Genomic DNA, 16,760 nt, shown 5'->3' on the forward strand with positions numbered 1-16,760 from the left:
CGAATTCGTCGGGCCGGGCGGGCGCGGGTCCGCCGGACAGGGGACCGGAAGGGCTCGAAGGGCCCCTCAGCGGCTCTTGAGGGTCCGCTCGATGGTGCGCATGATCTCGTCCAGTGGGGTGTCCGTGCGGGCCACGGTCACCAGGACGTCGCCGGTGGTGCTCGCCGTCGCGGCGGGGGCCTTGGAGGGGGTCGTCGCGCCGGCGGCGCGCCCCGCGCCTATGCCCGTGCCGAACGTGTCCCGGACGATGGCGAACGCGTGGTCCAGCTGGGACTCCACGTCTCCCTGGCCGCCCGCCCGCAGCCAGCGGCGCAGCACATGGTTGTGCGCCGTGACGACCGCGGACGCGGCCACCTCCGCCAGCAGCGGGTCGTCGTTGCCGTCGTGGTGGTCCCGCTCGTCGAAGTGCCCCAGCAGATAGCGCGTGAAGAGCCGCTCGTACCGCGCCACCGAGGCGATCTCCCGCTCCCGGAGGGTGGGCACCTCGCGGGTGAGGCGGTAGCGCTCGACCGAGACCGCGGGCGACGCCGCGTACATCTTCATGACTTCCTTGATGCCCCGGCAGACCGTGTCGAGCGGGTGCTCGTGCGCGGGGGCGGCGTTCAGGACCGCCTCCGCCCGCACGAGGGTGTCGTCGTGGTCCGGGAAGATCGCCTCTTCCTTCGAGCGGAAGTGGCGGAAGAAGGTGCGCCGGGCGACCCCGGCCGCGGCGGCGATCTCGTCGACCGTCGTCGCTTCGTACCCCTTGGTCGCGAACAGTTCCATGGCCGCGGCCGCCAGCTCACGGCGCATTTTCAGCCGCTGGGCGGCGGCACGGCCGCCCGTGGCGCTCTCGGGGGCGTCGGACGTGGCGGTGGCACGGGGTGACTTGGCGGGCTGGGACATGACCTGAACGTACTGCATCTGTGCAGGAGACCGCGCCTGCGGGGCGGGGTCGCCCGCCGGGCCGCCGGCCCGGTCGAGCAACCCGCCCCACTCCCCGTACGGCTCAGCGCCGGGCATATTCGCGGAAGCCACGCCCCGTCTTCCGGCCAAGGCAGCCCGCCGCCACCAGATGCTCCAGGAGCGGCGCCGGAGCCAGGCCCGGGTCACGGAACTCCCGGTGCAGGACCCGCTCGATCGCCAGCGAGACGTCGAGCCCGACGACGTCCAGAAGCTCGAAGGGCCCCATCGGGTAACCGCCGCCCAGCTTCATCGCGGCGTCGATGTCGTCGAGCGACGCGTAGTGCTGCTCGACCATCTTGATCGCGTTGTTCAGGTACGGGAAGAGCAGCGCGTTCACGATGAAACCGGCCCGGTCACCGCAGTCCACCGGGTGCTTGCGGATCCTCGCGGTCACCTCGCGGACGGTGGCGTGGACGTCGTCGCCGGTGAGGACCGTGCGCACCACCTCGACGAGCTTCATGGCCGGGGCCGGGTTGAAGAAGTGCATCCCGATCACGTCCTGCGGGCGCGAGGTGGCGCGGGCGCAGGCGACGACGGGCAGGGAGGAGGTCGTGGTGGCGAGCACCGCGCCCGGCTTGCAGACCTTGTCCAGGGTCGCGAACAGCTGCTGCTTGATCTCCAGGTCCTCGGCGACGGCCTCGACCGCGAGGTCGACCTCGGCGAACGCGTCGAGCGAACCGGCCGGTGTCACACGGGCCAGCGCCCCGTCGCGCGCCTCGGGGGTCATCCGCCCCTTCTCCACCGAGCGGGCGAGGGACTTGGCGATCCGCGCCTTGGCCGTCTCCGCCTTCTCGGCGGACCGGGCCGCGAGCACCACGTCGTAACCGGCCTTCGCGAAGACCTCCGCGATGCCGCTCGCCATGGTGCCCGAGCCGGCGACGCCCACCGACCGGACCTCACGGCCCGCGCCCGCGGAGGCGGTCTCCAGCGGGGTCAGCGCGTCGCGCACCACCACGCCGCTGCCGGGCGCCTCATAGGTGTAGAAGCCGCGCCCCGACTTGCGGCCGGTCAGACCCGCCTCGCTGAGCTGCTTGAGGACCGGCGCGGGGGCGTGCAGCCGGTCGTGCGACTCCGCGTACATGGCCTCCAGGACGGTACGGGCGGTGTCGATGCCGATCAGGTCCAGCAGGGCCAGCGGGCCCATCGGGAGTCCGCAGCCCAGCCTCATCGCGGCGTCGATGTCCTCGCGCGAGGCGTACTTGGCCTCGTACATCGCGGCGGCCTGGTTGAGGTAGCCGAACAGCAGGCCGTCCGCGACGAAACCGGGCCGGTCACCGACCGAGACGGGCTCCTTGCCGAGCGCGTGCGCGAGGTCGGTGACGGCGGCGACGGCCTGCGGGGCGGTCAGCACCGAGGAGACCACCTCGACGAGCTTCATCGCGGGCGCGGGGTTGAAGAAGTGCAGGCCGAGCACGCGCTCCGGGTGTGCGGAGTCGGCGGCCAGCCGGGTCACCGACAGGGCGTTCGTACCGGTGGCGATGATCGCCTCCGGGCGGATGATGGAGTCCAGCGCCCGGAAGACCTGCTGCTTGACCTCGTACGACTCGGGCACGACCTCGATGACGAGGTCGGCGTCGGCCGCGGCCTGGAGGTCGGAGAAGGCGCGGAACCGGGCGAGGACATCCCGACGCTCCTCCTCGGTGATCCGCTCCCGCGCCACGGAACGGGCGGTGGCGGACTCCAGGGCGGTGATCGCGCGGGCGGCGGCGGCCTCGCTGATGTCGATGCCGATGACCTCGCGCCCGGACCGGGCCAGGACCTCGGCGATACCTGTGCCCATCGTGCCGAGACCGACGACGGCGATGGTGGAGAGAGGGGTGTCCATCACGGGACTCCAGGGTGAGTGACGACTGATGAGGGGCGCGCGCGGGAGGTACGACCGGAGAGACGGTGTACGTGGATGCGTGCGGGTCGTGCGCAGCCGTGCTGCGCAGCGCCGTGCTGTCGCGGTGAGGGAGAACCGGCGGACTCTGTCCCGGAGCCACGCCGTACAAGGTGCCGAACCGACAAGGCACTCGCGGCGGCTGCGTCACCAGGCCGCCGTGAGGGTGCGGGTGTAGCCCGCTCACATGAGATTAACCGGCGGGTAACGAGCGCGCCAGTCCTGGGAAGTGAGTCGAATGTGTGATGTGGATCGCTGTGCGGCCGGATACTGACAGCCATGGACGCCATGAAGGGCACGGACGCGACGGACGCGACGGACGCCACGGGGCCCGTGGACGCCGGGCACCCGGGTGAGGCGGCGGAGGGGGCGCGTCCGGCGGATGTGGGTGCGGGTGTGGATGTGGGCGCGGGGGGCGGCGCGGGGTGGGTGACGGCCGTGGGCCGGGCGGAAGCCGTGGAGGAGGGGAACGCCGTGGGGGAGAAGGACGCCGTGCCCGCGGACGGGATGGGCGCGCGGGGTGTGGGGGAGCAGGGGGGCGGCGCGGCGGCGCCCGGTCCCGTCGGGGACGACGGGGAGCCCGGTGGCGCGGAGGCGCGGGCGCGGGAGGCCGGCGGGCGCGTGGGAGCGGGCGGGCGGGCCGCGCGGACCCGGGCGGCCCCGGCGGGCACCGGGCGGGGAGGAACGACGGCGGCCCGGAGCGCGGACGAGGAGGAGCTGAGGTCGCTCGCGCACCGGCTGCGGGAGGAGGCCGGAGGGTCGCCCGAGTTCACACGGCTGATGAGCGCCCGGGACCCCGACGAGCTCGCCGCCGTACTCACCCGGAACGGAAAGCCGCTGTGGGCGCGGGAGATCGCGGCGTTCCGGCTCGGCCTCGCCGGCGACCGGCGCGCCTTCGAGGCGCTGGTCCTGCTCCTCAACCACCGGGACCCCGAGCGCTGCGTCTCGGCCGCCTACGCCCTGACCCGGCTGGGCGATCCCCGCACGCCCAGGGCGGCGGCCGCGCTGGCCACCAACGAGCTCCGCGTGGCCTACGCCCTGCTGCCGGTCCGGCTGCTCACGGACCTGCGCGCCCCGGAGTCCGTACCGGCGCTCGTCACCGTCCTGGAGCGCCGCCTGACCGCAGGCGACCCCCACTGGCGGGTGGGCGTCGCCTGCGCGGAAGGGCTCGGCGCCCTGGGCGACTCCCGGGCCCGTCCGGTCCTCGAAGCCGCCTGCGCCCATCCCCGCCTCTCCGCGGCGGCCGTGGCCGCGCTGAGGCGCCTGCCCCCGCGTACCGCGTCGCCGGCCTGACCCGGTTCCTCAGCCGGACAGGCGGCGGACGTAGCGGAGCTCCGCCACCGTGACCCCCGCCACGTGCCACGGCTCCTCCACGCCGTCCGGCACGAAGCCGGCGCGCTCGTAGAAGCGCCGCGCGCGGGCGTTGTCCCTCAGCACCCACAACCGGAGCGCCTGATACCCCTCGGCTGCCGCGCGGGCGGCCGTCTCGTCCATGAGGGCGCGGCCCACACCGGTCGAGAGGTGGTCCGGCCGTGCGTACAGCGCGTACAGCTCGCCTTCCCCCGTCGTCGTCGCCCCGTCCCGGTACGGCCCGTAACACGCCCACCCGACCACGGAACCGGCACGCTCGGCCACCAGGTTGACGTTCCGGGCACCGTCCCGGGCGAAGTGCTTCCGGCGGGCCTCCGCGTCCGCCTCCACGCTCATCGCCCGCAGGTACCACGCCGGTACCAGACCGTCGTAGGCGAACCGCCAGCCACGCACCCGCACTTCGGCGACGGCCTCGCAGTCGTCCTCCACCATCTCCCGCACCCGGACGGTGTCCGTCATGGGCGGGGCCCCTCCGGGAGCACCGCGAACGCCTCGATCTCCACGAGCAGTCCGGGCCGGAACAGGGCCGACACCTGTACCGCCGAGCTCGCCGGCGGACACCCCGTGTCGATCACCTCGTCCCGGGCTGCCCGCACCGCCGGGAGGTGGGCGGCATCGGTGACGAAGTACGTCAGCTTGACCACGTCGTCGAAACCGGCGCCCGCCGCGGCCAGGCACCGGCGCAGGTTCTCGAAGACCTGGCGGGCCTGGGCACCCGCGTCGCCCTCGCCCACCAGGCGGCCGTCCGCGTCGAGGGCGCACTGGCCGGATATCGCGACGAACCGGCCGCTGCCCCAGACGACATGGCTGTAACCGGAGCCGGGTGCGACCCCGTCAGGGGCGTGCACATGGGTGAGGTGATCGCTCATGCGCCTCATCCTCGCGCACGCCACTGACAATCGGCCGGTCAGCCCCCGTGGCCCAGCAGCCCGTGCAGTGCCGCGCCACCGGTCCGGCCCGCGGGCCCGGCGGCTCCGGCCCTGCCGGCCGGCCGCGGATCGGGCGTCGCCTCGCAGACCGCGTCCACCGCCGCCCCCGGCTTGCCCCGGGGAACCCGGCCCGTCTCCAGGTACCGCGCCAGGTGCCGGTCCAGGCAGGTGTTGCCGCCCAGCGTGATGGCGTGGTTGCCGCCGCCCCGCTCGACGACCAGGCTGGAACCGCGCAGCTGCCGGTGGAGGGCGACGCCGCCCGCGTACGGAGTGGCCGCGTCCTCCGTCGCCTGGAACATCAGCACCGGAGGCAGGGCGTCGTTCGTCAGGTCCGGCGCCGCCAGGGACGCGACGGGCCAGAAGGCGCACGGCGCGTTGTACCAGGCGTTGTTCCAGGTGGAGAACGGTGCCTTGCCGTACAGCTCCCAGTTGTCCCGGTGCCAGAAGCTCCAGTCCTTGGGCCACCGTGCGTCACGGCACTGCACGGCCGCGTAGACGGAGTAGCTGTTGTCGTCCGCCGCGTCCGACGAGGCCAGCGCCTTGTGCGCCGCCACGAGGGGCTCCGGGTCCTTGTCGTTGACGTACGCCGAGAACGCCTCACCGAGCGTGGGCCAGAAGCCGTTGAAGTACCCGCCCGGAAGGAAGGTGTCCTCCAGCTCGGCCGGGCCCACCTTGCGGCCCGCCGGCTTCTTCCGCAGCGCCTCGCGCATGGCGTACCAGCGCGCCTCGACCTTCGCCGGGTCGGTGCCCAGCCGGTACGCGGCGTGGTGCTTGGCCACCCACGCCAGGAACGCCTTGTGCCGGGCGTCGAAGGCCACGTCCTGCGCCAGGTTGAGGTCGTACCAGACGCCGCGCGGGTCCACCACCGAGTCCAGCACCACGCGCCGCAACCGTTGCGGGAACAGCTTGGCGTAGACGGTGCCGAGGTACGTGCCGTACGAGTACCCGAAGTAGTTGATCTTCTGCGCGCCGAGCGCCTGCCGGACGACGTCGAGGTCCCGGGCCGTGTTCACCGTGCTCATGTGCCTCAGCAGGCCGCCGTACTTGTCACCGCACGCCTTGGCGAACGACGCGGCCCTGGCCAGGTTGACGCGTTCCTCCCGCTGGTCGCGCGGCACGGAGTCCGGCCGCACGGGGGTGAAGTAGCCCGGCTTGCAGTCGAGCGCTGGCCTGCTGGCGCCCACCCCGCGCGGGTCGAAGCCGATGACGTCGTACTGCGCCGCCACCTTCGCCGGGAGCGACGCGGCCACGAACCCGGCCATCGTGCGCCCACTGGCGCCGGGGCCGCCCGGGTTGACGAGCAGGGGGCCCTGGTAGGTCCGGGCGGTGTGCGGGATCCGGGACAGGGCGAGGGTGATCCGCTCACCGCCCGGGTCGTCGTGGTCCAGCGGCACCCGTACCGTCGCGCACTGCAGCCTGGGGTACTGCTTGGTGGCGCACGCCTTCCAGGCGAGCGCGCCCGCCTGTTCCCCGACGGCGGGTTCCGCCGCCGACGGTACGGCGGTGACGGCACCCGCCATCAGCGCCCCGGTGGCGATCAGCACTCCTGCACGTCTCTGCATACGGCCTCCCGAGCGAGCGGAACGATGGGTCGCGAGGGCACAGGGGCCCTCGCGAGATCGTCCCCGCATTCCGTCCCGGGCGGGCACGCCGGAGCCGGACTTGACCCGATCAGAGGAGGGTGAGCTGGGTGGGCCCCGGCTCCGACGGCTGCCGCCGCGGCTCGTCGGACGGCGGCGTGACGCGGCGGGACGCGCCCCGCCGCGCGGGGCCTATGCCGAACTCGTCGGCGAGTTCGTGCACCTGACGGGTGATCCGGCGCTGGTACCACTTCGGGGCGTAGGCGCCTTCCGCGTACAACCGCTCGTAGCGCCGCACCAGGTGCGGGTGGTGGCGGTTCAGCCAGGCCATGAACCACTCGCGGGCCCCGGGCCGCAGGTGCAGCACGAGCGGGGTCACCGACGTCGCCCCGGACGCGGCTATCGCGCGCACGGTGGCGCGCAGCTCGTCGGGGTGGTCGCCGAGGAAGGGGATCACGGGGGCCATCAGCACCCCGCAGCCGATGCCGTGATCGGTCAGTGTGCGGACGACGGCGAGGCGGCGCTCCGGGGCGGGCGTGCCGGGCTCGACGGTACGCCAGAGCTCATGCTCGGTGAAGCCGACGGAGACGGAGATGCCGACGTCGGTGACCTGGGCCGCCTGGAGGAGCAGGTCGAGGTCCCGGAGTATCAGCGTCCCCTTGGTGAGGATCGAGAAGGGGTTCGCGTGGTCGCGCAGCGCGGCGAGGATGCCGGGCATCAGCCGGTACCGGCCCTCGGCCCGCTGGTAGCAGTCCACGTTGGTGCCCATCGCGATGTGCGCGCCCTGCCAGCGGGGTGAGGCGAGCTGTTTGCGCAGCAGCTCCGGCGCGTTGGTCTTCACCACGATCTGGGAGTCGAACCCGAGGCCGGTGTCGAGATCCAGGTAGCTGTGCGTCCTGCGGGCGAAGCAGTACACGCACGCGTGCGTGCAGCCCCGGTAGGGGTTCACGGTCCATTCGAACGGCATGCGGGAGGCGCCGGGCACCTGGTTGAGGATCGACCGGGCCCGCACTTCGTGGAAGGTGATCCCCCGGAACTCCGGGGTGTCGAACGTACGCGTGACCACGGCGTCCGTCCCGAACAGTACGGAGTCCCCGGTGGGGGTCTCACTCAGGTTGTCCCAGCGCATGGACGCCTCCTCGGTAGAGCTCCCCACACAATAGAACACATGTTCCCGTGATCGCCGCTGTCGTCCCTCCCCCGGATTTGGGCGCCCACCGCGCAGGTGGTTGGCTGGTGCCTCCCCTTACGAACGAGTGCTGGAGGACATGGCATGGCGCAGGTCGAGGCCACGACGGAGCGGGTCATCGCGGCGGACGCGGAGACGGTGTTCGACGCGCTGGCCGACTACAAGGAGACCCGCGGGAAGCTGCTGCCCGAGCACTTCAGCGAGTACGAGGTGCGCGAGGGCGGCGACGGCGAGGGCACCCTCGTCCACTGGAAGCTCCAGGCCACCAGCAAGCGCATCCGCGACTGCCTGCTGGAGGTCACCGAGCCGAGCGACGGCCGGCTCGTCGAGAAGGACCGCAACTCCTCCATGGTCACCACCTGGACCGTCACCCCGGCCGGCGAAGGCAGGGCGAAGGCCGTCGTCACCACCGTGTGGAACGGCGCGGGCGGCATCGGCGGCTTCTTCGAGAAGACCTTCGCACCCAAGGGCCTCGGCCGCATCTACGACCAGCTGCTCGCCAACCTCGCCGCCGAGGTGGAGAAGTAGGTCCCGGAGCGCTTCGCCACGGTCACCGGTTCGGGTGGTCTTCCCGTCTCCGCCCCCCGCTCCTGAGCACCCCCGGCGGGCGCTGAGTCACGGGAAAGCGCCTGATGAGCGCCGGGGCACGCCGTGTTCCGGCCGCTCGCCCACCGTGTGACCCCGTAATGCCCTCCTTGCTCCCTCTCAGCGCGTAATGCGAACAATGGCGCGCCGCGCAGGCACGACCGAGGGGAGCAGGTTCGTGGGTGGGAGCACGCTGGCGAACGACGGCCACACACCGCCCGCCCGGGGGCGGTGGTCCGGGGCGCCCGCCCAGGGGCCGGGCGCCCGCACCGGGCCGGGAGCCGGCTTCCCAGCCGGTCGCACCCCGGCCGGCCCGCGGCGCGCCGACGAGACGGACTCCCGGACGCCCGCGCCCACGGGCTCACGACCGGCCACCCAGGGCGGCGCCGCCGGGAGGGCCGGTCATGGAGACGGCCCCGACGCCGAACCCTGGGAGGCGGACGCCCCGCCGGGCACCCCGGCTGCTCCCGGCCGGGGAACCGGCGCCACGGCGACCGCCGGCCCGCGGGACGGCGAACCGCCCCTCCCCGCCGCCGCCCCGCTCGGCCCCGCGCGCGTGCGCCTCGTCTTCTGCGGGCTCGTCCTGGCCCTGCTGCTCGCCGTGCTGGAGCAGCTGGTCACCGCCACCGCTCTCCCGGCGATCACCTCCGACCTCCGTACGCCGGACCGGACGCCGTGGCCGGCCACCGCCTACCTCCTCGCCGTCGCCGTCACCCTCCCCGTGCACGGCAGGCTCGGCGACCTCCGGCGGCGCAAGGGCGTCTTCCAGGTCGCCCTCGTGGTCTTCCTCGCCGGTTCGGCACTGGCGGGCTGGTCGCGCTCCATGGACCAGCTCATCGCCTTCCGCGCCGTCCAGGGCGTCGGCGCCGGGGGCCTGCTGGCCGGCGCGTACGCGATCACCGCGGACCTGGTCCCCGGCCGCAGGCGCGGCCGTTACCTGGGCCTCGTCGGCGCCGCCTTCGGCCTCGCCTCACTGGCCGGCCCCATGCTCGGCGGGCTCATCACCGAGTACGCCTCCTGGCGATGGTGCTTCTGGGGCGCCCTCCCCCTCGGCCTGCTCGCGCTCCTCCTCGTCGGTACGGCACTCCCTCGGCGGGCGCCCATCACCGCAGCCGGGTCTGCCGGGCCCACCGGGTCGGGAGGGTCCGCCGGGCCGGACGGGTCCGCCGGGCCCGCCACCCGACGGCGCCCGGACGTTCTGGGGGTCCTCCTGCTCGCGTCCGCCTCCGCCTTCATCCTGCTGCTGGCCGACTGGGGCGGCACGCAGTACGCCTGGGGCTCCCGCGTCGTCCTGGGCCTGGCCTGCGGCGCGGCGGGCACCATCCTGCTCTTCGTCGTCGTGGAGAACCACGCGACCGAACCGATCGTCCCACCGAGGCTGCTGCGCGACCCCACCTTCGCGGCCGCCGGTCTCGTCGGCACCACCGCCGGCGTCGCGCTCTTCGCCGCCGCCGACTGCCTGCCCGCCTTCTTCCGGCTGACCGCAGGCGCGGACGCCGCCGAGGCAGGGCTGCTGATGCTGCCGCTGGCGACCGGCCTCGTCGTCGCGTCCCTGCTCTCCGGGCACCTCATCGGCCGTACCGGCCGTTACACGGTCCATCCGGTGCTCGGCGGCGCCGTATCGGTCGTCGGCATGTGGCTGCTGTCCCGCCTGGAGCCCGACACGCCGCGCCTGACCCACAGCGTCTGGCAGGCCCTGCTCGGCGTCGGTATCGGCCTCGTCCTGCCCGCCGTCGTCCTCGCCGTCCAGAACGCCGCACCACCCGCCGGTCTCTCCACCGCCACCAGTGCCCACATCCACGTCAGGCTGCTCGGCGGCTGCCTCGGCGCGGCCGGGCTCGGCGCCCTCCTCGCCCACCGCCTCGACCATGCCCTCGGCGGCCGGTTCCCGGCCGGGGGAGCGGGCACCGGCATCCCCGGGCCCTGGGCGGTCACCCCCCGGCTCCTGGAGGCCATGCCGCCCGCGCTGCGCGACGCGTACACCGAGGCGTACGTCGAGACGATGCCGCGGACCTTCCTCCACCTGGTGCCGGTCCTCGGCCTCGGCCTGCTCCTCGCCTTGTTGCTCAAGGAGAAACCGCTGGTGGCGCACGGCGCCCCCACCACCGCCGTGCCCCCGCCGCGCACGGCGTCGCCGCGGCCCCGCGCGGGAGTGCCGGTCCGCGGCGCCGTCCAGCACCACGACGGCACCCGCGTGCCGTGCGCCGCCGTCACCCTCATCGACACGCACGGACGGCAGGTGGGGCGCGCGGCGAGCGGCGACGACGGCCGGTACGCGCTCAGTGTGCCCGGCGCCGGTTCGTACGTGCTGATCGCGGCGGCCGGCGGACATCAGCCGCAGGCCCTCCCCGTCATCGTCGGTGAGCGGCCCGTCGAGATCGACGTGGTCCTCGGTGGTGCCGGCCGGCTCGCGGGGACCGTGCACACCGCCGACGGCACCCCGGTACGCGAGGCGGCGGTGACCCTCACCGACGTACGCGGGGAGGTCGTCGCGAGCACCCGCGCCGGGCGGGACGGGAGCTACGTCCTGACCGCGCTGGTGGCGGGGGAGTACACCCTGGCCGCCGGCGCCCCCGGGCTCCGGCCCGCCGCCCTGCCGGTGAGCGTCCAGGCGGTCCGCGAAACCCGTCAGGACATCGAGCTGGCCGGGGACGCCGTGCTGCGCGGGACGGTACGGTCGCCCGACGGGAGGCCCGTGGAGGACGCGCGCGTGATGCTGCTCGACACCGCCGGGAACGTCGTCGACACGCTCACCACGGGCCCCGACGGCACGTTCGGTTTCCTGGACCTCCCGTCCGGCGAGTACACCGTGATCGCGGCGGGCTACCCGCCGGTGGCCACCGTGCTGCGGGTGGCGGGAGGCGGCCGTACCGAGCGCGATCTGCGGCTGGGACACGAGGACTGACGCCGGGCCGGCCGGTCTCGCGGCGCGGGGTTCGCCGGGCGTGGCGGATCGGGCGGGTGGCGGTGGTCGGCGGCGGGCGCGTTTCGGGCGGGCGGGTGGCGGTGGCCGGCGGCGGGCGCGGTGAGCGGGTTCCGTTCGTGATGGCGCGAGGCGTTCCCGTGGCCGCGGGGCGTGCGACCCACCGGCGCCGCGGGGGCACGTCCGGGCTTCGCCCATGAAAGCCGCCGTGCCACGGCCCGGTGTATTGCCGCGCGCCCAGCGTGTCGTCACCGGCAGGCCGGCGCGGTGGCTCACCGGTACTCCCGGCCGCCGCCGAGCGTGAGCTGCGTCATTTCCGTATCCGCGATCCGGGGGTACGTTCTCCGTTCGCCAGCGTCCCCGTGAATTCGGATTCGGATGGATCAGCCGTGCCCGCAGACTTCTCGCTCTCCCCGCTCATAGCGGCGACCGCGCAGTGGCTCGTGCGCGCCTATCCGCCGGGCGGGGGCGCGCTCGACACCGCCCTGGCCGAGGCGCAGGCGCGGCAGGCCGTCACTGTCGCGGCGTGGCTGCGCTACCCGACGGCGATGGACGCCGCGCTGGTCGCCGTGGCGGGGCCGGGCGGTTCCGGGCGCCTCGACGGGGTCACGGGCGCGGAGGCCACCGGAAGCGGTGAGGAGGGCGCCGCGGCCTGGCGTACATGGGTCGACGAGGTCGTCGCGAGCTGGGCCGCGGTCCTGCTCGGCGGGCCCGAGCTGGCCGCGGCCGCCATCGACGCGCTCACCGGCTCCGCGCACACGGCGGGCGCGCCGGTCGAGTTCCGGCGGCTGGCCGACCCCGACGAGCGTGACCGGCGGGCCGCCGCGCTGCTGCGCCACCCCGACCTGCTCGCGCCCATAGCGGACCTCCACAGGGACCGGCTCCTCGACAGGCTGGCGGCCGGACCCGTGCCGCTCACGGGCTGACCACCGGGCCGCTCTCGGGCCGGCCCCCGGCGGAAGTCCACCGTCCTTCCCCACCATTAGCCGTCTCTCGCCATCGTTCCTGTCCTTCCCCGTCGTTCCCCGCGACAGGGCCGCCAGGACGCGTGATGCTGAAGCGGTGAAGGATTGGGAGAACCACGCGCCCACGGTCGGAGTGGAGGAGGAGTACTTCCTCGTCCACCCCGGCACGCGCGGCGTCGAACCGGCCGGTGCCCAGGTCGTGGCTCGTGCTTCCGCCATGGTGGGAGACCTCGTCTCCGGCGAGTTCACCGAGTACCAGATCGAGGGCAAGACCCCGCCCTGCCCGGGGACCGAGGAGCTGCGCAAGGAGCTGCACCGGGTTCGGGCGGCGGCCATGGCGGCCGCCCGGGCGGAGGGCCTGCGGCTGTGCGCGTCCGGCACACCGGTCCTCGGCGGCCCCCGGCGGGTCTCCTCGCTCGCCGACATCGGGGACCACCCCCGCTACCGGGCCGGGGCCGATCAGTACCGCGCCATGCTCGACGACTTCACTGTCAGCGCCTTCCACGTCCATGTGCACCTGCCCGACAAGGAACTGGCCGTCCTGGTGGGCAACCACCTCCGGCCCTGGTTGCCCCTCCTGGTCGCGCTGAGCGCCAACTCGCCGTTCCACGAGGGCCTCGACACGGGTTACGCCAGTTGGCGGTCCGTCATCCGGGGCCGTTTCCCGTGCCTTGGCCCGCCGCCGTACGCCGGGTCGCTCGACGAGCACGAGCGGCTGGCCGTCGCCATGGCGGAGACGGAGGCGATGCTGGAGCCCGGCATGCCGTTCTGGGACCTCCGGCCGAACCCGCGGCTGCCGACGATCGAGGTCCGTTCCATGGACGTCCTCGCGGACATCGACGACGCGGTCGCCATGACCGCCCTGATCAGGGCGCTCGTCGTGACGGCCGCGGACCTCGTCCGACGCGGCGATCCGGGCCCGCGCACCAGTGGCGAGCTGCTGCGCGCCGCCTACTGGCGCGCCGCCAGGGACGGCCGGCCCGGCAGCGGCGTGGACGCCCTGACCGGCCGCGTCCTGCCCGTCCCGGAACAGGCGGAGCGGCTGGTGCGGCACGTGCGGCCCGTGCTGGAGACGTACGGCGACATGGGTGAGGTGTCGGCGTTCCTGCGGCGCCTCGCCGCCCGGGGCACCGGCGCCGAGCGGCAGCGCGCCTGGGCCCGGGGCGAGGCGGGTCCGGCCGGGGTGGTGGACGCGCTGGTGCGCGCCACCGACTGTGTCAGCGCGCGGTGAGGGTCGTGACGAGGACGTCCCGGTGGGCGGGCCTGGCGGGGTCGGCCGGCCGGACCGGCGACACGCCGTGCAGGGTGCGGTGATCGTCGCCCAGGAGCAGCGTCCCCCGTTCGCTGAGCGTGGTGGTCAGCACCTCGGAACCGTCGGGGTGGTGCACCGTGCTCTCGCCGCCGGTGGCGTTCTCCCTGCCGATGAGCAGCGACGTCACCAGGGTGACCCCGTCGCGGTGCATGCCTTCGGGGGTGGGCGCGCCCTGGCTGTCGGTGGAGGCGACGACCCGGAACGGGTGAACCTTGACGTCCCACTCACCGGCGTCGTCGAGGCAGGCCGCCACGTCGCCCAGCATCCTCAGCAGGGGCGTCAGGAGCGGATCGGCCACGAAGGCGTCGGTGAGGGGTTCGAAGTGCCGGTCCACGTCGACGTACAGCGGGTTGGTGTCCTCCGGCTGTACGAAGGCGATGTGCGGCAGCAGGGTCAGTTCCCCGGTGCGGGAGAGGCGGAAGTGCCCGTAGCGGCGCAGTCGGCGCGTGCCGCGCTCGGCGGCGTACGCGTCCGGGGCCAGTTCCTCCCAGTGGGCGGCGAAAGCGGCCCAGCCGTGCTCGTCCGTGCCGAGGCATTCGGAGACATGGGCGGGCGGCATCACGTACGCGCCGGTCGACACCAGCGCGTCGTGGGCGGCGGTGACCGGGGCGGTGGGCGTCGAGGTCCTGTCGTTGGCCACGTGGTCCATGGATCCATGTTCCGGTGGGGAGCGGAAGTCCGCATCCGGCGCGCTGCCGGTTGCCCGGATGGGGTACGGGCGGCGCGCCGTGGAAGTGCGTGGGGCGCACGGCCCGGAGTGTGTACGGCGCGCCGTCGGCGGGCGTGTGCACGGCCGGTGTGCGGGGCCGGTGCGAGTGCCCGGCGTATGGCCGCCGAGCCCGGCCGACAGTTATCCACAGGCCTGGGCAGGCGGGGCGGGACCGCGTACGGTTTCGAGGCATGAAGATCCTTGTCAGCGCCGACATGGAAGGCGCCACCGGTGTGACCTGGCCGGCCGACGTGCTGCCCGGCACGCCCCAGTGGGAGCGGTGCCGGCCCATGTTCACCTCCGATGTGAACGCGGCCGTGCTGGGCTTCTTCGACGGCGGAGCCGATGAGGTCCTCATCAACGAAGCGCACTGGACCATGCGCAACCTGCTGCTCGAACGGCTCGACGAGCGCGCCGAGATGATCACCGGTCGGCACAAGTCCCTCTCCATGGTCGAAGGGGTCCAGCACGGTGATGTGGACGGCATCGCGTTCGTCGGCTACCACACGGGCGCGGGCACCGAAGGGGTCCTCGCCCACACCTATCTCGCCAACTCCATCACCGGCGTCTGGCTCAACGGCGTGCGGGCGAGCGAGGGCATGCTCAACGCCCACGTCGTCGCCGAGTACGGCGTCCCGGTCATTCTGGTCACCGGTGACGACCTGACCTGCGAGGACGCTCTGACGTACGCCCCGGAGGCCCGCAAAGTGGCCGTCAAGGACCATGTCTCCCGCTACGCGGCGGTGTGCCGCACGCCCACCCGGACGGCCGCCGACATCCGCGCCGCAGCCAAGGACGCGACCGCTCTCGCCGTACGGTACGAACCGGTGCGCGGCGGACCGTTCACCGTGGAGCTGGAGTTCGACGCGGAGCACCTCGCGGCAGCCGCCACCGTCGTTCCGGGCGTGGCGACCAGCGGCGAACGGCGCGTGGCGTACACCAGCGAGACGATGTACGAGGCCATTCGCGCCTTCAAGGCGGTCACCACGATCGTCTCGGCCGCAGTGGAGGAGCAGTATGGCTGACGTGACGATGCCGTTCGACACGGACTCGCAGGCGCTCGACGAGGTGGTCACCTTCACCTCCGAGCTCATCCGCATCGACACCACCAACCATGGCAGCGGTGACTGCCGGGAGCGGCCGGCCGCGGAGTACGTGGCCGAGAGGCTCGCCGAGGCGGGCCTCGAACCGGTGATGGTGGAACGCACCCCTGGCCGCACCAACGTGGTCGCGCGCATCGAGGGCACCGACCCGTCCGCCGACGCGCTGCTCGTCCACGGCCACCTCGACGTGGTGCCGGCCGACCCCGACGACTGGGAGGTGCACCCCTTCTCCGGGGAGGTGCGCGACGGGCTGGTGTGGGGCCGGGGCGCCGTCGACATGAAGAACACGGACGCGATGGTCCTCGCGGTCGTCCGTGAGTGGGCCCGCCACGGCATCCGCCCCCGGCGCGACATCGTCATCGCGTACACCGCCGACGAGGAGGCCAGCGCCGCCGACGGTGCCGGTTACCTGGTGCGCCACCACCGGGACCTCTTCGAGGGCTGCACGGAAGGCATCGGAGAGTCCGGCGCCTACACCTTCCACGCCGGACCGGGCCTGGAGATCTATCCGATCGGGGCGGGGGAGCGTGGCACCGCCTGGCTCAAGCTGACCGCCGAGGGCAGGGCGGGCCACGGCTCCAAGGTCAACCGGGAGAACGCGGTCAGCCGTGTCGCGTCGGCCGTCTCCCGCATCGGCGAGCACCAGTGGCCGGTGCGGCTCACCCCGACCGTGCGCGCCGCCCTCACCGAACTGGCCGCGCTCCACGGCCTCCAGCCCGACCTCGACGCGGAGGACTTCGACGCCGACGCCCTGCTGACCAAGCTCGGCCGCGCCGCGGCCCTGGTCGAACCGACGATCCGCAACAGCACCAACCCGACCATGCTCCACGCCGGTTACAAGGTCAACGTGATCCCGGGCGTCGCCACCGCCCACATCGACGGACGCGTACTGCCCGGCGCCGACCTGGAATTCTCCGAGACCATGGACATGCTCACCGGGCCGGACGTCCAGTGGGAGTTCCAGCACCAGGAGATCGCCCTCCAGGCGCCCGTCGACTCCCCGACGTACGCCAAAATGCGCGCCGCGCTGGAGCACTTCGAACCCGACGCCCACGTCGTGCCGTTCTGCATGTCCGGGGGGACCGACGCCAAGCACTTCGCCCGGCTCGGCATCACGGGCTACGGCTTCGCACCGCTGCGGCTGCCCATCGGCTTCGACTACCAGGCGCTCTTCCACGGCGTCGACGAGCGCGTCCCGGTCGAGGCGCTGCACTTCGGCATCCGGGTACTCGACCACTATCTGCAGACCGCGTAGGGGGGAAATCCG

Annotated in this window: 14 protein-coding genes; 7 read left to right on the forward strand and 7 right to left on the reverse strand. The window is 73.7% G+C overall.

The window, feature by feature from the left end:
• Positions 1-66: 66 nt before the first annotated feature.
• Both ABD347_RS24700 and ABD347_RS24705 read right to left on the reverse strand, forming a co-directional pair.
• Complete coding sequence (locus ABD347_RS24700) at positions 67-885, reverse strand: TetR family transcriptional regulator (protein WP_344365158.1); 819 nt, start codon at positions 883-885, stop codon at positions 67-69.
• Positions 886-988: 103 nt separating this feature from the next.
• Positions 989-2,770 carry a 3-hydroxyacyl-CoA dehydrogenase family protein gene (locus ABD347_RS24705; protein ID WP_344365160.1) on the reverse strand — a complete coding sequence of 594 codons (1,782 nt, stop codon included), beginning with the start codon at positions 2,768-2,770 and terminating at the stop codon, positions 989-991.
• 774 nt (positions 2,771-3,544) lie between these two features.
• Here ABD347_RS24705 and ABD347_RS24710 point away from each other — a divergent pair.
• Entirely contained in the window at positions 3,545-4,120 is a 576-nt protein-coding gene (locus tag ABD347_RS24710) for a HEAT repeat domain-containing protein (protein WP_344365443.1), read from the forward strand.
• Positions 4,121-4,129: 9 nt separating this feature from the next.
• On the opposite strand, the gene ABD347_RS24715 is transcribed toward ABD347_RS24710, so the two are convergent.
• The 4 genes from ABD347_RS24715 to ABD347_RS24730 form a co-directional block, all read right to left on the reverse strand.
• On the reverse strand, positions 4,130-4,657 hold the full coding sequence (locus ABD347_RS24715; protein WP_344365163.1) for a GNAT family N-acetyltransferase: 528 nt from the start codon (positions 4,655-4,657) through the stop codon (positions 4,130-4,132).
• Complete coding sequence (locus ABD347_RS24720) at positions 4,654-5,067, reverse strand: RidA family protein (protein ID WP_344365165.1); 414 nt, start codon at positions 5,065-5,067, stop codon at positions 4,654-4,656. Before ABD347_RS24720 ends, ABD347_RS24715 begins: the two co-directional genes overlap by 4 nt.
• Positions 5,068-5,105: 38 nt before the next feature.
• Entirely contained in the window at positions 5,106-6,689 is a 1,584-nt protein-coding gene (locus tag ABD347_RS24725) for an alpha/beta hydrolase (protein ID WP_344365168.1), read from the reverse strand.
• Positions 6,690-6,798: 109 nt separating this feature from the next.
• Entirely contained in the window at positions 6,799-7,836 is a 1,038-nt protein-coding gene (locus ABD347_RS24730) for an Rv2578c family radical SAM protein (protein ID WP_344365170.1), read from the reverse strand.
• Between the two features lie 144 nt (positions 7,837-7,980).
• Between ABD347_RS24730 and ABD347_RS24735 the strand changes: the two genes are divergently transcribed.
• The 4 genes from ABD347_RS24735 to ABD347_RS24750 all read left to right on the forward strand — a co-directional run bounded on the left by ABD347_RS24735 (position 7,981) and on the right by ABD347_RS24750 (position 13,600).
• Positions 7,981-8,424, forward strand: coding sequence for an SRPBCC family protein (locus ABD347_RS24735; RefSeq protein WP_344365173.1), 444 nt, complete (start codon positions 7,981-7,983; stop codon positions 8,422-8,424).
• A 235-nt stretch (positions 8,425-8,659) separates the two neighbouring features.
• Positions 8,660-11,386 carry an MFS transporter gene (locus ABD347_RS24740; protein ID WP_344365175.1) on the forward strand — a complete coding sequence of 909 codons (2,727 nt, stop codon included), beginning with the start codon at positions 8,660-8,662 and terminating at the stop codon, positions 11,384-11,386.
• A 407-nt stretch (positions 11,387-11,793) separates the two neighbouring features.
• Complete coding sequence (locus tag ABD347_RS24745) at positions 11,794-12,330, forward strand: hypothetical protein (RefSeq protein WP_344365178.1); 537 nt, start codon at positions 11,794-11,796, stop codon at positions 12,328-12,330.
• A gap of 136 nt (positions 12,331-12,466) precedes the next feature.
• A complete protein-coding gene (locus ABD347_RS24750; RefSeq protein ID WP_344365181.1) occupies positions 12,467-13,600 on the forward strand; it encodes a carboxylate-amine ligase in 1,134 nt (377 codons plus the stop codon).
• Here the strand turns inward: ABD347_RS24750 and ABD347_RS24755 are convergent.
• A complete protein-coding gene (locus tag ABD347_RS24755; protein WP_344365184.1) occupies positions 13,587-14,330 on the reverse strand; it encodes a 2OG-Fe dioxygenase family protein in 744 nt (247 codons plus the stop codon). The genes ABD347_RS24750 and ABD347_RS24755 overlap by 14 nt on opposite strands.
• 251 nt (positions 14,331-14,581) lie before the next feature.
• Here ABD347_RS24755 and ABD347_RS24760 point away from each other — a divergent pair, with 251 nt between their 5' ends.
• Together ABD347_RS24760 and ABD347_RS24765 are read left to right on the forward strand one after the other, a co-directional pair.
• A complete protein-coding gene (locus ABD347_RS24760) occupies positions 14,582-15,415 on the forward strand; it encodes a M55 family metallopeptidase (RefSeq protein WP_344365187.1) in 834 nt (277 codons plus the stop codon).
• Positions 15,408-16,748, forward strand: coding sequence for a M20/M25/M40 family metallo-hydrolase (locus ABD347_RS24765; protein WP_344365190.1), 1,341 nt, complete (start codon positions 15,408-15,410; stop codon positions 16,746-16,748). The genes ABD347_RS24760 and ABD347_RS24765 overlap by 8 nt, the downstream gene beginning before the upstream one ends.
• Positions 16,749-16,760: the final 12 nt, after the last annotated feature.

The organism is Streptomyces gobitricini (genome assembly GCF_039532985.1).
In the GTDB taxonomy this organism is placed as follows: Bacteria; Actinomycetota; Actinomycetes; order Streptomycetales; family Streptomycetaceae; genus Streptomyces; species Streptomyces gobitricini.

Bases quoted from the DNA above. Each gene is read 5' to 3' on its own strand.
- ABD347_RS24720 (WP_344365165.1), bottom strand. From the start codon at position 5,067: ATGAGCGATCACCTCACCCATGTGCACGCCCCTGACGGGGTCGCACCC.
- ABD347_RS24760 (WP_344365187.1), top strand. From the start codon at position 14,582: ATGAAGATCCTTGTCAGCGCCGACATGGAAGGCGCCACCGGTGTGACC.
- ABD347_RS24735 (WP_344365173.1), top strand. From the start codon at position 7,981: ATGGCGCAGGTCGAGGCCACGACGGAGCGGGTCATCGCGGCGGACGCG.
- ABD347_RS24765 (WP_344365190.1), top strand. From the start codon at position 15,408: ATGGCTGACGTGACGATGCCGTTCGACACGGACTCGCAGGCGCTCGAC.
- ABD347_RS24725 (WP_344365168.1), bottom strand. From the start codon at position 6,689: ATGCAGAGACGTGCAGGAGTGCTGATCGCCACCGGGGCGCTGATGGCG.
- ABD347_RS24715 (WP_344365163.1), bottom strand. From the start codon at position 4,657: ATGACGGACACCGTCCGGGTGCGGGAGATGGTGGAGGACGACTGCGAG.
- ABD347_RS24730 (WP_344365170.1), bottom strand. From the start codon at position 7,836: ATGCGCTGGGACAACCTGAGTGAGACCCCCACCGGGGACTCCGTACTG.
- ABD347_RS24700 (WP_344365158.1), bottom strand. From the start codon at position 885: ATGTCCCAGCCCGCCAAGTCACCCCGTGCCACCGCCACGTCCGACGCC.
- ABD347_RS24705 (WP_344365160.1), bottom strand. From the start codon at position 2,770: ATGGACACCCCTCTCTCCACCATCGCCGTCGTCGGTCTCGGCACGATG.
- ABD347_RS24755 (WP_344365184.1), bottom strand. From the start codon at position 14,330: ATGGACCACGTGGCCAACGACAGGACCTCGACGCCCACCGCCCCGGTC.